Annotated in this window: 12 protein-coding genes, 2 tRNA genes and 1 pseudogene; 2 read left to right on the forward strand and 13 right to left on the reverse strand. The window is 32.6% G+C overall.

Annotated features, from left to right (window positions below):
* Positions 1–54: 54 nt before the first annotated feature.
* From ACHAJD_RS05765 to ACHAJD_RS05815, 11 genes and pseudogenes are all read right to left on the reverse strand, one after another.
* Positions 55–312 carry a hypothetical protein gene (locus ACHAJD_RS05765; protein ID WP_435584920.1) on the reverse strand — a complete coding sequence of 86 codons (258 nt, stop codon included), beginning with the start codon at positions 310–312 and terminating at the stop codon, positions 55–57.
* 566 nt (positions 313–878) lie between these two features.
* Positions 879–1,400 carry a DUF6933 domain-containing protein gene (locus ACHAJD_RS05770; RefSeq protein WP_435584921.1) on the reverse strand — a complete coding sequence of 174 codons (522 nt, stop codon included), beginning with the start codon at positions 1,398–1,400 and terminating at the stop codon, positions 879–881.
* Between the two features lie 1,032 nt (positions 1,401–2,432).
* A complete protein-coding gene (locus tag ACHAJD_RS05775; protein WP_435584922.1) occupies positions 2,433–5,633 on the reverse strand; it encodes a type I restriction endonuclease subunit R in 3,201 nt (1,066 codons plus the stop codon).
* Position 5,634: 1 nt separating this feature from the next.
* A complete protein-coding gene (locus ACHAJD_RS05780; RefSeq protein ID WP_435584923.1) occupies positions 5,635–6,837 on the reverse strand; it encodes a restriction endonuclease subunit S in 1,203 nt (400 codons plus the stop codon).
* Between the two features lie 2 nt (positions 6,838–6,839).
* Positions 6,840–8,552, reverse strand: a pseudogene (locus tag ACHAJD_RS05785) (type I restriction-modification system subunit M).
* Positions 8,552–8,749, reverse strand: coding sequence for a helix-turn-helix transcriptional regulator (locus ACHAJD_RS05790; protein WP_435584924.1), 198 nt, complete (start codon positions 8,747–8,749; stop codon positions 8,552–8,554). Before ACHAJD_RS05790 ends, ACHAJD_RS05785 begins: the two are co-directional and overlap by 1 nt.
* Positions 8,750–9,090: 341 nt before the next feature.
* Positions 9,091–9,164 (reverse strand) — tRNA-Gly (locus ACHAJD_RS05795).
* A gap of 109 nt (positions 9,165–9,273) precedes the next feature.
* Positions 9,274–9,347, reverse strand: a tRNA-Gly gene (locus ACHAJD_RS05800).
* Between the two features lie 54 nt (positions 9,348–9,401).
* Positions 9,402–10,349, reverse strand: coding sequence for a 16S rRNA (cytosine(1402)-N(4))-methyltransferase RsmH (rsmH, locus tag ACHAJD_RS05805; RefSeq protein WP_435584925.1), 948 nt, complete (start codon positions 10,347–10,349; stop codon positions 9,402–9,404).
* Positions 10,350–10,398: 49 nt separating this feature from the next.
* On the reverse strand, positions 10,399–10,593 hold the full coding sequence (gene rpmF, locus ACHAJD_RS05810) for a 50S ribosomal protein L32 (protein WP_435584926.1): 195 nt from the start codon (positions 10,591–10,593) through the stop codon (positions 10,399–10,401).
* 15 nt (positions 10,594–10,608) lie between these two features.
* On the reverse strand, positions 10,609–11,067 hold the full coding sequence (locus ACHAJD_RS05815) for a YceD family protein (protein ID WP_435584927.1): 459 nt from the start codon (positions 11,065–11,067) through the stop codon (positions 10,609–10,611).
* 94 nt (positions 11,068–11,161) lie between these two features.
* Between ACHAJD_RS05815 and ACHAJD_RS05820 the strand changes: the two genes are divergently transcribed.
* On the forward strand, positions 11,162–12,307 hold the full coding sequence (locus tag ACHAJD_RS05820) for a nucleotidyltransferase (protein ID WP_435584928.1): 1,146 nt from the start codon (positions 11,162–11,164) through the stop codon (positions 12,305–12,307).
* Positions 12,308–12,361: 54 nt separating this feature from the next.
* Complete coding sequence (locus ACHAJD_RS05825; RefSeq protein ID WP_435584929.1) at positions 12,362–13,366, forward strand: P-loop NTPase; 1,005 nt, start codon at positions 12,362–12,364, stop codon at positions 13,364–13,366.
* 42 nt (positions 13,367–13,408) lie between these two features.
* Here ACHAJD_RS05825 and ACHAJD_RS05830 read toward each other — a convergent pair whose 3' ends face one another.
* Together ACHAJD_RS05830 and ACHAJD_RS05835 are read right to left on the reverse strand one after the other, a co-directional pair.
* On the reverse strand, positions 13,409–14,821 hold the full coding sequence (locus tag ACHAJD_RS05830; protein WP_435584930.1) for an MATE family efflux transporter: 1,413 nt from the start codon (positions 14,819–14,821) through the stop codon (positions 13,409–13,411).
* Between the two features lie 58 nt (positions 14,822–14,879).
* On the reverse strand, positions 14,880–16,145 hold the full coding sequence (locus ACHAJD_RS05835; RefSeq protein WP_435584931.1) for a helix-turn-helix domain-containing protein: 1,266 nt from the start codon (positions 16,143–16,145) through the stop codon (positions 14,880–14,882).
* Positions 16,146–16,331 lie beyond the last annotated feature (186 nt).

The raw sequence follows: 16,331 nt of genomic DNA on the forward strand, positions 1-16,331 counted from the left end.
ACTTGGAGTATTAGTCAAGTGAATAAGCGGTAAAGATGATCTATATTGATACAATCATTTTTTCTTGTTGTAATTGTTCCACCAGTCCCATCTACATTGGTCTGAGCAAAATCTTTTCTTTTTCTTCCCTTTGATAGACTTGATTTTAATACCACAATTTTCACATCTACCGTTAAGTAATTCTTCATCGCTCATTTTATTGCAGACATATCTAACTGCACTTGGTGTGAGAGATAGTTCTTTCGCAATCTTCTTATATCCATAACCCAACTTTCGTAACTCATAAATCTTTGATTTCATTTCGTCAATCATATGATCAACCTCCTTCACTAGTTAAATGGCGAGGTATGATATGATTTACCGGTTTTTCTTCAACGTTTTGTTTATTTTGTTAAACCAAGTATTTATCCAACCTATACAAAAAAAGCCTATGCGTAAAATCGTTGAGGACTTATAAAAGAAAAAAACACCCATCAACATAAATAATTGAATGAGTGTGTAATTGAAATGATTAACATTGAGTTGTAAGTTATCCAGTGACCGTTGTTATCGTTTTTATGAAGGCTGTTTTAGGCTCAACGATTTGTTTGAACATTCAGCGTTGGTTTCTATTCAATCTAGTGTTTAAAAACCCACACATCAAATCGTTGAGGGTTTATCGGTTGGATTAACCATCAATACAAGTCTACCTATACTTATAACTGTATGAAAATAGAAATTTGCAGGTATTAGTTGAACTGAATTCGTTATTTCTTACTATTTACAAGTAATTATCAAAATTCAGAACTAATTTTCGGATTTTCAAAAAATTGGTCTCGTGTAAATGAAATGCCTCTCGGACGGTACCCCAGCGACTCGATAAGCTATTGACCGGGGGGTTAATTTTCTAAAAATAAATCTAAATACTCTCTAAACTTATCTTTTGGATAATAACAGACTTTATAATTATCTTCACAAACGAGTAACTGATTGTTAAATAAACTCGCATGTCGTTGTTCAATAGCATCTTCGTAATAACCATCAGTGCTTAGTACATGATCCGTCATCTCAACCGCTTTATTTAATCTAGCTACCAAGGTTCTATTCTTAGTTTTACCAAATGAGAGTGCTTCTGGTTGATCATCAAGATATGCACTGATTTCTTCTGGCGTGAATCCGACATCAATCATACTATTTGCCATAGCAACACTGATCATTTGGTCGATTTCTTTTAAGTCGCTTTTCTTAACGCCATAAAAGACCAGTGTAAAGCGAGACAAGTCATGCATTAAAACTAATAAATTTTTTCTGCTTCGTTTAATCAGATGAGCATGCCAAGCGTACATGTCATTATCTGTGTTGAGTTCAGCTAGATTCGGTTTGATGTAATCTAGCATCGCTTTGGTACATTGAATGTGCATTTTACCACCTCACTTGAATATATTATACCAAATGTAAGATATCAAAAGGTAAGTGATTGAAAATTCGAAACGAACTAAATTTATGGTAATTGCTAACCAGTTTTTTATTTTTTTGAATTTTTTGTGAAAAAAGGTAGTGCTGACGGATGAGGCGTTGTTTGGAATAGGGCGTGCTATAAGCCCTATTCTACAAACGATGCGTCAGCTGTTGTTGGCAACAACTATATATAAGCCCTTTTTACCAGTTTTTTTGCCAGCTGGCATATAGGAGCTTTTTTCCTTTTTGCCAAATTTCATAATTCTAGACTGAAATAATCATTTTTCTTTATTCCACATAGGTTTTTTTAGGTGAAATTACACCCTGGATTACATTCCGTTCTCTAATTTTTTACAATAAGGCGAGTGCTGACGTTGATGCATTTGTTTGGGATAGGGCAGGCTTACAAGCCCTATCCTACAAACATGCGTCAGCGTGTTAAGTACAACACATATATATAAGGCCTTTCCGTAATATTTACGTATAGGTAATTTCTCCCTATTTTCCTGTAAAAACCTTAATTTTTACAAATAGGGATTTTTTACCTTTCTGTACGTATTATTTACGTCTGTTAAATATTGTTTTATGTAAATGTAAAAATGAAGTTGGTTAATTCTGGAAACTAGTTTATTACTTTTTCGATTTTTTAGGTGCAGATAGGCGAGTGCTGACGATGATGCATTTGTTTGGGATAGGGCAGACTTACAAGCCCTATCTTACAAACATGCGTCAGCGTGTTGTTGCAACACATATATATAAGGCCTTTCGGCAGCAATATGCCGATAGGGATTTTCACCCTATATGCTGCACAATCATGCCGATAGGAGTTTTTCCCTATCTGCAACATTATTCTGCAGTTGGTTTTTGTACCTTCATATCCTTCACATAAACATACAAATTAATTAGTAAAAATTGTCACTCTATAGCAAAAAGCGACTTGTCTCAATTAAGAGTTATGTCGCTAATAAGCATGGAATGTATTAATATAAAAAACTTTAACTTACAATCGACATTCCTTGAACTGCTTTATCAATAAACAGCGATAGAATATAATCAGTTTTAATATTGAAAAAATCTTTCTCGTATGAATCAGGCAGATCCTGATCAAGTGAATCAAGTATTGCTGTTCTTACTTTTGATGTTGTTCTTTCATCTTTGTACCAATCAACAACAAGTAAATCACTTTTATCCAATAAGAGTTTATTAAGTAAGTTTTTTGCAGCTAGTTTCACCTTTTGCTCTTCAGCCTGAGTTAATTTCTTATCTTTAGTAAGTAGATCATAGATTTCTAGTTCTTCTTCAGTTAATCCTAATAATGAAGGTCTTTCTTGTTCCTTCTTGAGATCTTCTATTAGTTGAAGCAGCTGTTCATAATAATCTTCATTCTCAGTACCACCAGCATTATATCTATCAATTATACTTCTATATCTTTCAGAAAACTTTACTCTACCCTGATTTTTATTGATCATTTGAATTAGAGCTTTTTCTATGAATTCTCTCAAATCCTCAACTTCAATTGCTTTATAAGGTGCTTCTATTAAACGTTTTTTAACATCACTAACATCTAGTTTAGTTAAATCGATAACTTTTGTCCCTTTTATTACATACTGATTTTGATCAGTAGCTTCACTTGAAGTCACACTGGTATCAAGAACCTTTTGCATCCTATTTCTTGCTCTATTAACTTTTTGGTCGTCTATCAGGTTATAGAATAATCCATTTATATAGTTAATTGGTGAGAATTTTTCATTTATCCAATTAATTTCGAATATTTCTGGTTTAGATGCTTCATAAAGATTAATCATGGTGTTTGAGAGCACTCTGAACTTATTCTTATCGTCATCATGTTCTACAATCTTGTTTAGTGCTTGACGTAGATACTCAAGTTGATCAAAGGTGCTGCTTTCAGATATGATCTCCTCTAAATCTATTCCTAAAGTGTTAAGAAATTCATCAATTTGAGTAATGGTCTCATCAAGATTGGTAATCAGTTGTTCAATATCTTTAACAGGCATCTCTTTGCCTTCATCACCCATCGCATAATCACTCAAAGCTTGTCTCATAAACTTAAAGACATTGACATAATCGACAATAATACCACATGGCTTATTGGGATAAACCCTATTTGCTCTTGCGATTGCTTGCATGAGTGTATGTGATTTCATGGGCTTATCTAGATACAAAGTGGATAGATTCGGGACATCAAAACCTGTTAACCACATGGCACAAATAAATACTAATTGGAGATTGTTATACGGATCTTTAAATTGATCTTCGATATCTTTCCCATCAGAATCAACTTGATTCATTCGAGCCCTATGTGCTGAAATGTCTAGTCCAACTTTTGAGAACTTCTCAATTTCATCTGCTTCTTCAGATATAACAACAGCCATATCAACAGTGTTCATATAATTAATGATATTCGTCAGTCTTTCTCTATCATCTTTGGTTGCAGCATTATTTCTTTCTATGACTAGTTTTTGTTTTTCAATTTGCCAATAGTATTGAACCTTATTATACATTTTAACGACTGTATATTTATCAACTGAAACAACCATTCCTTTTCCTAAAAAACCACGTCTTGGAAAATGATATGCTATATCTTTTGCAATCTTGTCTAATCTATCATCTCTTTTAATGACTTCTAAAATTCTTGATGATGAGTTTTCAAGTAATCTAGTCTCTGTATCGTTAAGATTTTCATCTTCAATAATATCCACAATATCGTCATCTAAAAAATTATTTTGCAGCGCGACTTCTGGTACACGTCTCGAATAGAATAGTGCCACAGTAGAGCCATCCTCTACGGATTGAGCAAAATTATACTCAGAAACATAGTCCCCAAACCACTGATTAGTTAATCGTCTTGAACCTAAAAGTGGTGTTCCTGTGAATGCAACATAATTAGCATTAGGCAGTCCTGTTCTCATGTTCTCAGCTAAATCTTTATATTGAGTTCTATGAGCTTCATCGACCAAAACAATAATGTCATTTCTATTAGACAGTATAGGATATTTTTTAGTTTTATCATATCTAAACTTGTGTATTAATGTAAAAATGAATTCTTTGTTTTGACCTAAGAATTTTCTTAACTGCTCACTATCTTTCGGTTGTGTTTCATCTTGATTCCCTATGACTTCGGTTCTGACAAAATTTTTGTGGATTTGTGAATCAAGATCGTCTCTATCTGTAATAATCAAAAAGGTGAAATTCCCATTAATCTTTCTCTTAACTTTTCGAGTAAACATAACCATGGAATAAGATTTACCAGAACCTTGTGTATGCCAAAAAACACCTAATCTACCGTTTAACGCTTCTTTTTGTTGCAACGACACCATTAGATTATTAACACCTAGATATTGATGGTTTTTAGCGATTAATTTAACTCTTTGATTTTCAAATAAGATGAAGTTCTCAATGTAATCAATCAGATTTTCTTTCTTTAATAGTCCATTGATAAAGAAACTAATCGAGAGACCTTCTTCAGATATTTTTTGTCTATCAAGTTTATCATTTTCTGATTCCTTGAACCATTCAAAGAAATAGTCATAGGTAGCATTAAATGCACCCAATCTTGTTTCTAATCCATTTGATAAAACACAAATTTGGTTAAATGAAAATAGATTTGGAACATCTTTTATATATGATTTTAAATTCTTATTATATGCTTCTTCGACTTTGACTATACTGTTTTTTAGTTCAATAAAAACTAAGGGAAGCCCATTAACAAATATAAGAACATCTGGTCTTCTATAATTGTATTTCCCTTGTATCCACATTTGGGACACCGCTGTAAATGTGTTATTGTTGGGGTTATCATAATCGATAAGTTTAATAAAATCAAAGTCTTCTTTGTTGTTACGTTTTATTGAAATCTTGACTGATTCTCTGATTTTTTTGTAAAGCCTATAGTTAGTGTCAACAATATCAGTTTCAGTATAGTCTTTTGATAGTTTAAAGGCTTCTTCATCGATTATTTCATGTGGAATATTTCCATTTATACGGTACAACGACTCCTTTAAAATTTTAGGCAAAACACTTTGTCTTTTTGAACTTCTTCCCGTACCATCATTTAAATCATCTTTTTTTTCAGGAGAGGCATCACAGATTAAAATATTATAATCAAAGTTTGATCCTTGAAGTGTTTTTATAATTTCTTGTTCAATATCATCCTCTGATATAAAATTCTTTGGCATGTTATACAATCTCCTTCCCTTCGAGATTTAATTTACCTGACATAAGTCTTGGTAATAATGCATCCCGTTGTTTCACTAGGTTTTCATTCGCAAGAGTTAATAATCTTATTTGTTCATATATTGGATTAACCTTTTCACAATATAGTTCAATCAATTCGTTCGGTGGAATTATAGTTGATAATTTATTGATGGTTTTAGCATATACGTGTGGTTGAGCAGATCCTACTTGCATGTTGCTGATAACTGGTTGTAAAAACTTAAGCGCATTATACACGAACCATAAATTTGAATCGTTTTGATAATATGAGCAATCAGCTGCCCAAATATCGCCCAAATGATATGATAAATATCCAGCATTAGCACCTGATGAACTCACTGTTATATTTTTACCGAACACATTTGCTTCATTATGATAACCTGATGGATTTAAACCTGCAGATATTACAGGAATTTCTCCTTCAAACATTTCAGCAGCAGTTACATTTTTTCCTCTTTTAAATTCAGCAATGCTTATTAGTTCATCATACTTCCATCCTATCGGAATTCTCATTTTTGACTCACAAGTTGATAACATCCAACCTCTAGGATTTTGAATTACAAATTTGTAGTTCTTGTAACCAGGAACCCTAAATTTAACAAACCAATCTTTGTACTGGTTTTCGGCAATTTGCTCTAATATTTGTACTCTATAGATGTTAAGTTCAATAAGATTATCATATTTTTCAAGTAACTGTGCAATTTTCATTTGGTTATCATATCCAGTAAATGGAAATTCAAACTTACCAAATGTTTTAGGATTCATTCCAGGTTGAGCTGAACCACCAATGAAATTTTTGATAAATCCATACCATTGCTGACTTTTAAGTATGTATTTTAAATATTTTGGATAAATTTGTTTTTTATCATAATTTACTCTAACCAAATATGATGCAAATATAAAATTATCATAATCTTTTGGAACAAGAAGATTATAGCCAGTTGTTGCTCCAGTTCTTGCAATCAACAAATCATTTTCTTTTACCAAATATTTCGATTTTTTGTTTTTAGTTATTTGGCAATATGGAACCCTATTTTTATCTACAAAATAAGGTACAATGTCTGTTATTCTCAAATACTTTGCATCACCTTCTACAATTGAAGTTGAATCAGCTGTGTAACCATATTGAACATTTTTGATGAATTTAGAAAATTTTAGATATTCCATGATCAGTTCCCAAACAAATTCTTGATGTTAATTGCTATTTGTGATTCTAAATTTTCTGCTTCCTTATTTATCCTTTGAAGTTCATTAATCAAATCAAGCATTTTAGTTTTATAATCTACTTCTGTAAGACCATCATCTTCAATAAGTACACCGACATATCTACCGGCGTTTAGAGACCAGTCTTGATCTTTAATACCATCATCGCCATCTATAGTCGCAACTTTACAAAGCCCTGTTACATCTTGATATATTCCATCTGGAAATCTTTCTATCAACCAATCTATTTGAGCTTGCCAGTAGTCTTTGTTATCCATTCTCTCAATATTATGTTTATATTCTGCGATTAGATCATTAAATGCTTTTGAATTACCTTCATGTAGTTTTGAGATGATACCTAGATTTTTAATTTGTTCTTCACTAAATCTCCTATGTGCTCGATCTACCTGCGTAAAGACATTTCTTGCATCAATAAATAATATTTCGTTTTTCTTATCGCTAAATTCTTTTTGATTATCGAAAAACCATAGTGTTGCTGGAAGTGTAACAGATGAAAACATGTTTGACGGCAATGTTACCATTTGCTTGATGATTCCTTTTTTAATCATTGCTTTTCTAATTTCTAATTCTGCTCCACCTGCATCAGATGCTGAATTAGCCATAACAAGAGCAGCTTTTCCATTTCTATTTAGAGCAGTGGCAAAATGACTAATCCATAAGTAATTAGCGTTTGGAATAGTCTCTTTTTTGTCACTTTCTTTTTTACTTGACTTAGACTTTCTTGCAGGGATTCCATATTCATTAAATCGAGGTTGATCTTTAACTTTTTCTAAAACTACTTCATCAACATTGAATGGTGGATTTGCCATTACATAATCAAATCTACCATAAGCATCATAAGGATCTGAATAAAATGAATTCGCTTGATTTATTTCTCCTCTAACATTATTGAGGAGCAAGTTCATCTTAGCTAATTTTACTGTGTCAGGATCTTTTTCTACACCATAGCACCTAAATTTCATCATTTCTGATTCAGAGTTATTATGTTGATGCATAAAACGAGCTGCTTGAACGAACATACCTCCAGAACCACATGCTGGATCTAGGAATTGTTTTTCACCTGGCTCTGGATTCAAAACATCAACCATGTATCTCACTACAGTAGATGGTGTATAGAATGTTCCTCCATCTTTACCTTCGCTTAATGCAAAATTACCTAAGAAAAATTCATAAATTTCACCAAATAAATCAACGGATATATCTTCTGGTATATCCTTAAATATCCTTACAATTCTCGATAATAATTCTGGCTCTTCTTCGGGAACTAGTGCTCCATAAACCTCTTTGGGTAATACACCATTCATAGATGGATTTTCTAATTCAATTGCTTCCATTGCATTCTTAACGAGAGTAGCTTTTTCTGCAGTATCAGGTGCATCATTTATCTTATCAAAATATGCTATTTCAGGTAGATAAAAACCGCACTTCTCAATAGAAATTTGTTTTATAGAACGTTCTGCACGAGTTCCTCTTTTTTTATTAAATTCTTCTTCAATATCTTTTTAATGTTGTTTGTACTTTATATCTGCATATCTTAAAAAAATCAATCCTAATATGGGTTGTCCGTACTTATTAGCCGCTAGATGAGCACCTTGTCTTAAGATATCTGCTGAATGCCATAAATTATCATTAAGTGCTTTTAATTCTTTATCTGTCATTATTTAATCCCCTCGAGTTCAATATTATTGGTCTTACTTAGTTCAACAATTTTGCGCTTCATTTTCATTGTCGGTTCATATTTTCCATTTTCCCAGCGGTTTACAGTGACAATGGAAACACCTAAAAGGTATGCTAACTCTTGTTGAGTAATTAGCAAGACTTCTCTTAGTCGCTTGATTTTTTGGGCGTATGTCATAATTTATACTCCTCTTAACGCATTATTAACACTATTGTATCATGTTTTCGAAATTAATTGAATATAAGTTAAGTAAATAACATATCCATCAATAATTTTATCAAATCACTAGAAAAACATTCCACCAAGTTCAGCTCTGCAGGATTTCAACCCCTCGCCTAAAAATTCTTGAGTAATCGTGTAAATTGGAGGTAAATAGTGTAAAGCTTATATAGGTCTTATGTTTTCATCCTATTTTTTGGTTATTTGTCACATTGAAATTGACTCATTAAAGTGAGCAAAAGCCCTTATTAAAGCAAAAAAAGGCCTGATACATTTGTATCAAACCTATGCTTGTTATATGGAGCGGGTGAAGGGAATCGAACCCTCACAGTCAGCTTGGAAGGCTGAAGTTCTACCATTAAACTACACCCGCGGATTGTAGTATTTGTATAATACCACAACAAAGATTTCCAGTCAATAGTTTGTGGGTATATCTATATTCATTAAAAAAACCTAGTAAGGTTTTTGTTGGTAAAAAAGTGTGGAGCGGGTGAAGGGAATCGAACCCTCACAGTCAGCTTGGAAGGCTGAAGTTCTACCATTAAACTACACCCGCGTTGTAATCAAGCGTTAGTATAATATCACGAAATCAAAGGAATTGTCAATACCTTCACTTGATATTTTTATTGATTTTTTTTATTGCGCGTAATTTGGCACTATGCGCACGGTTATTAACATCTAACTCTTCTTCTTTAGGCAAAATTACTTTTTTATGTAAGAGTTCAAAATCAGGGGTATCTGTTGGCATCGTTAAAATTTCTTTGGGATGATCGATGGTTGATGCTTCTTTAAATACTTGTTTGGCAATTCGGTCTTCTAATGAATGAAAGCTAATTACGACGATTCTGCCTTCATCATTTAGTATTTGAAGTGCTTGTCCTAGTGAGTCTTCAAAGACTCTTAACTCATCATTGACTGCAATTCTTAATGCTTGGAATGTTTTTTTAGCAGGGTGACCTTTTTTACTTAATACTTTTTGAGGTAAGGCACTTTTTATAACATCCACTAAATCAAACGTTGTTTCGATGGTTTTTAATTGTCTTGATTCGACAATTTTTCTAGCAATTTTTGGCGCAAAACTTTCTTCTGCATAACGAAATAAAATATAACGAATATCTGCTTCTTTATATGTGTTTATAATTTCATAGGCCGTAAGCGATGCGTTTTGATCCATACGCATATCTAAACGCGCATTATGATTATAACTAAACCCACGTGATGGGTCATCAAAATGAAAACTAGAGACGCCTAAATCATATAAAATACCATCAACTTTATCAACTTGATGGGCATTAAGTGCTTCTTTAATATGTTTAAAGTTTTGCTTTATAATCGTAAACTTGCCTTGATATTTATTTAATCTTTCCATGGCTTTTTCAATCGCAAAATCATCTTGATCAAAACAAAACAAGTGGCCTTTTTTAAGCAACCTTAAAATGGCTTCTGCATGACCGCCACCTCCAAGGGTACAATCAACATAGATGCCGTTAGGATTAATATTTAAATAATGGATAGCTTCTTCTTTTAATACTGTTATATGTTCCATTTGGTTTACCACCTTTTAGATAAAAGAAAAACGCTGTTATCAGCGCTTCTTTTTGATGCGATTATTCTGCATCGATTTCTTCTTTAGGTTCAATGATTGTGCGTCCGTTATAATGTCCACATTCTTTACATACTCTGTGTGTTAGTTTCATTTCTCCACAGTTTGGACAAACGACCATACCAGGGACACTAATTTTGAAATGTGTGCGGCGCTTACGCTTTCTGGTTTTTGATGTTCTTCTTTGAGGAACTGCCATGTTTAAGCCTCCTATCTATTTTTTGTATTTTTCTAAGTCCTTAAACAGTGGATTCACTGTGTCATCTTTTTTATGTGGTTTATCACTTTTAAAGCTTGCGTTTGGACTTACAACACGCAAAGGTTTTTCCAAATATATATTAGACCATATTATCGGTAATAAGTCAATAGTTATTCCTTCAACTTGGTGATATTCATCATCAATAGATTGCGTGAAGGTATCAACAACTTCAATATGTAGTGGCACACTTACAGGGTCTAATGTAATCGCACAAGCCATCGTAATCACTGTATCAATGGTCATGGTGAAATGATAGTAGGTGTTTTCCTCTATAGTGAAGAATCCTTTAACGTGGGTTTCTTCAATGTCTAAAAGATCGCTACCTTCTTCTAAAAACGCTTTGAAATCAAGGGTTTCATCGAAGGTGTTGTTGGTGTGTTGCATCTTTTTTAATTGGGATAATGTCCATTTCATTGTACTCACCTCTTGCAAGTAAATTATATGTTTTATTGAAGGGATTGTCAAACATAAGGTATAATGGTGTTGAACTAAGTTTGGAGGGTTTTTAATGAAGATTGTTGGGATTATTGTTGAATACAATCCGTTACATAATGGTCATATACATCATATTGAAGAAACACGTAGATTATCTAATGCAGATGTCCTTATTGCTGTGATGAGTTCTAACGTGGTTCAACGCGGTGAATTTAGCATGATTGATAAATTTACAAGAACACGTTGGGCATTAAAAGCTGGCATTGACATGGTCGTAGAACTCCCTGGTATATTTGCGCTTCAGAGCGCAGATCTTTTTGCGTATACTAGCGTTTCCTTACTAAACCACCTTGGGGTAAACGAAATCTATTTCGGTAGTGAAACAGGGGATACAATGCCGTTATATGAACTTGTAGATATTATGAACACATCTGAGTATAGTGATTTGTTGAAACACTATTTAAATGAAGGAAAAAGTTTTCCAACGAGTAGTGATTTAGCATTAAATGAATTAGGTCATCAAGCGCTCTTAAAACATCCAAATAACATCCTAGGCTTACAATACATAAATGCTATCAACGCATTAAAAGCGCCTATTAAAGCGCATGCTATTAGACGTATTGATAGTGGTTATTACGATGATATTTTAGAAGGTACCACCATTCAAAGTGCAACCTCAATTAGAAAATGTTTGATAGAGGGTGTTAATATTAAAAACTATGTACCAAGTTATGTTTATGAAGACTTAAAATCATATAAGCCTTTTGATTTAGAAAGGTTTTACCCTTATATTGATTATTTAACACGTGTTTTAACACGCGAAGATTTACACAATGTTTTCGGGTTTGAAGAAGGGCTTGAAAACCGTTATTTAAGTATTGAAAAATTTGAATCGGTTGAAGATTATATTAATCAAGTAATCAGTCCAAGATACACACACGCTAAAATTAAGCGCACACTTATGCATATGCTTATCCAAACAAAAAAAGATGTTTTAACGGATTTTAATCCTCCCTATATACGCATTTTAGGCATGAATACAGTTGGACAAAACTATGTTAATAAAATAAAAAAGGATGTTTCTATCCCTTTAATTACTAAATTAAAACAAACCCGTCATCCTTATTTAGATCTTGAACTTAGAATCACAACACTCATCGATATTCCTTTAAATAAAAATCTTTTAAAAGAAGAGTTTAAGCCAGTGCTAATAATTTAGTGTATTGTTTGATTACTTAGCGGGTTTCTTCTATAATTACAAGCGGGTGATAATATGAATAAAGTAGATGAAATCAAGCAACACTTAGGCGAAGTCATTGATCCTTCAATTGGTAAATCTTTAAAAGAAACGAATGGCATTAAATTCGTATCAATTGAAGAAGAAAATGAAAAAGTTAATCTAGTCATAGCTTTAGAAAAAGTTGATGACCCTACAAAACAAGCGGTCACAAGAAGTATAGCTAAAGTCATTAAGCTAGATTTAAAATATAAAGGCTTAAAAATTGATTTCCAATTAAGAAAATTAGAATCAAGTATTTTATCAAAAGATAAAAAAGTGAAATACATCGGTATTGCCAGTGGTAAAGGTGGCGTTGGTAAATCTACAGTCGCAGCTAATTTAGCACTTGCTTTAAGTCGATTAGGGAAAAAAGTTGGAATCATTGATGCTGATATTTACGGATGTAGTATTCCAAATATCTTTGATATGAAGATACAACTCCCAAAAGCAGATGAAAATGAAAAAATTATTCCTTTTAAAGAAAAAGGACTTGAAATTATCTCAACTGAGTTTTTCATGCAAGATGGTAAGCCTTTAATGTGGCGTGGACCTATGCTTGGTAAAATGTTAAACCACTTCTTTTATGATGTTGGGTGGGATGAGAATTTAGATTATTTAATCATCGACTTACCACCAGGGACTGGTGATGTCGCGATGGATATTCAAAAACTTATACCAGAATGTAAAATGCTTATTGTGACAACACCACATCAAAGTGCTTCTCATGTAGCCGTAAAAGCTGGGTGGGCCGCAAAAGAAATGAAGCATCAACTACTAGGTGTAGTTGAAAATATGAGTTACTTCAAACATAACGGTGAAAAATTAAATATTTTTGGTGAAAATGGTGGAAAGGTTGTTGCTGAGAAATTAGAAACTGACCTTATCGCTCAAATACCGATTGGGCATCCAGAATCTGGACATCATAGTTTATTTGAAATGCACGAAGAAATTGGTGTTCATTATTTAGGCCTCGCCAATAAGATGATTAAAGAAGTATAAAAAAATAGCACGAGAATTTCTCGTGCTTTTCATTTATATTTATTAGGCTGAACTTTGGCCGAATGCTTCTAGTGGAATTTTACGTTTTAAGTCTTTCATTTCAAACTTGTAAACGATAAAACTTAAGATACCTGCTATTAAATCTGCAGCCACAAATGTTAACCAAATCCCAGGTAACCCCATAAAATAGGTAAACACATAAATAATTGGTATAAATAATAGAAACTGTCGTGATATAGCAACTAAAAAGGCACGTACAGGATATCCCATTGCTTGATAGACAGCCGATAATAATATTTGAAATCCTAATACAGTAAATCCGACTGAAATAATCCTTAGTGCTTTTGCGCCTTCGGCTATAAAGAACGGATCATTTTCTCGACTAAATATATTAAATAATAGTTCAGCAGATAAAATAGTCACAACGAACATTAGTGTGAAGTAAATTACGATTAACCGCGTGGTATAACTAATGACATCGTATAAACGTTTATGAAACTTGGCGCCAAAATTAAACCCAACGATTGGGGTTAAACCTTGAACTAACCCGAGTCCAGGGAGTAATAAGAATAAGATCATCCGGTTAATAACACTATAAATAGAGATATAGATTTCTGGACCAACATCCGCTGGAGCGTATACGTTAATGAGGTTATTAATAATAATAACTAACACAGCACCTAATGTACTTCTAACAAAGGTTGGTAGCCCGATGATTACAATATCTTTTGTCATGTGAAAATCAAATTTATGAATGGTTCTTAAATGAATGTTTAAACTTGATTCTTTACTTGTTGAGGCTCTAAAAATGTAAACAAATGCGACAGTTTTTGCAATGAGTGTTGCGACCGCTGCACCAGTAACCCCCATTTGCGGGATGAACCATAGACCAAATATTAATATAGGATCTAATAGTATATTTAATAAAGCACCAATAAGTAATGAATTCATGGCGATTTTTGGACGCCCTTCTGCTCTTGCTAAATTATTTAACACAATCCCCGAAGAAAAAGGCACTAATGCGATTAGTATGTAAAACATATAATCTCTAGCGTAGCCAATATTTCCCGCAGAGGCCCCAAAGAAGATAAGTAAGCGATCAATATAAATTAGTCCTAAAATCGTTATCGTTATCGATATGATAAAGTTAATAAGTAATGCAGTATTAACAGAACGTGTCATCGCATCTTGATCACCACGACCATAAGCTCTTGAAAATATGGATGCACTCCCCATCCCAATCATTAAACCAATCGCCATTACTATCATTTGAATAGGATAAACAATTCCTAGTGCTCCAATGGCAATTTCGCCTGCACCTAGTGCAATAAAAAAAGTATCCACCAAATTATATAAGGCATTAGCCATCATCGCAATCGTTGCGGGGATGGCTAGTTTTATCAATAGTTTTCGTACATTCATTTCACCAAGCATTACGCTTCGTTCTTTGCTCATAATATCACTCCGTTAATATTATTATAACAAACAAAGTGACATTTTGTCATTTAATTGATTACTTATTTATTTCTACGAGTTTTTCTAAATAATATTGATACGTCCTTCTAGAAGATAAAGCATCTTTATAGCGTGTGGCTTTTGAATAAATCGCAAGAAGTTCATCATGATAAAAATCTAAATACTCTATGCTTTGTCTTGTTTTTGCCTCGGGTATAGCTATCTCTTTAAGAAATATCCTTTTGTCTCTTTCTGTTTTTAACTTTCTGTAATTGTAATAAAGTTTTTCTAGTATAAATCTAAAATCATTTGGAATATTTTCTATGAGTGCTTTATAATTAATGGCTAAGTTTATATGATAGTTTTTTTCATAATCATGCGTTAATACGATTGCTTTATAAAACCATTCGTTTCGGTGATTCAGTTTTAAAATATCTTTTATACTGCGTGAAAATGCTTGATCGTTTCGTATGTGGTAGTTTAGTAATGCATTTAGATAATGATATTGATTCAAATGCGATTCAGGCACATGATTAATATTAAATTTTTCTATTTTTAATTTGATTGCTTCAGGCGATTCTTTTAATGCAAAAAGCAATCGATATAGTTCAAGTTCTACTTGTAGATGGGTTTGATAATTGGCTTTGTGTAACATGATAGCTTCGTAATAGTATGGCATACTATTGGTTTTAAGATTTAAAAGTTGATAACTTAAATAAAAGTAATGTTTTTGAAATGGTTGTAACTTTAAAGATAAATTGTCCATTAATTCTGTAACATTTAATAATTGAATGGTTTCTTTATAGTTACCGATACTAAATGTATAGATTGCTGATAAGATAACGAATAGTTGTAAAACAGGCTCATCTAGTGTGTTAATAACCGTTTCTAATTCATCTAGATTTTTTTTAGCGACGGGTAAGTCCTTACTGATAATATTAATACATGCTTCAATAGTACAAAACACTGTCGTTTGGGAAGGCAATGTAAAATTTACTTTTAATTGATTAAGTGACTGAATATCTCTATAAAAGAAATATTGAAGGATGGATTCATATAATTCATCATTTACAGCATCTGGTGCTACACTAGTTAAATCGAGTCCCAATCGTTCACCGATTTCTTTTACAAAAAATTCACTTGGTTTAATCTTGTTATTTTCAACTTTTGAATAATAACTAATACTAGATCGATCAGCAAGTAATTCTTGAGTGTATCCATTTTTGAGTCGCTCTCTCTTAATTATCTCTCCTAGTAAATTACTCTCTCCTTTCCGTGATTTTAGTTTTTTTTCAACTACACTTACAATTTTTCCTACATTCATATTCATTCCTCCTTGAGTTTTATTGTATAAGTAAAATAAAAATAAAAAAAGAACTTTGTATTGAAATAAAAGGGGGGTAATGTCAACCAGCCGTTAGACTACCTATCAATTATAACTATTTCTTTTTGTAGTTGCAATAAAAAAATAAAAAAAGTCCGTTTAACGGACTTTTATATTGGGATAACG

Origin of the sequence: Liberiplasma polymorphum (genome assembly GCF_043951795.1) — a bacterium.
GTDB classification, from domain to species: domain Bacteria; phylum Bacillota_I; class Bacilli_A; order Izemoplasmatales; family Izemoplasmataceae; genus Liberiplasma; species Liberiplasma polymorphum.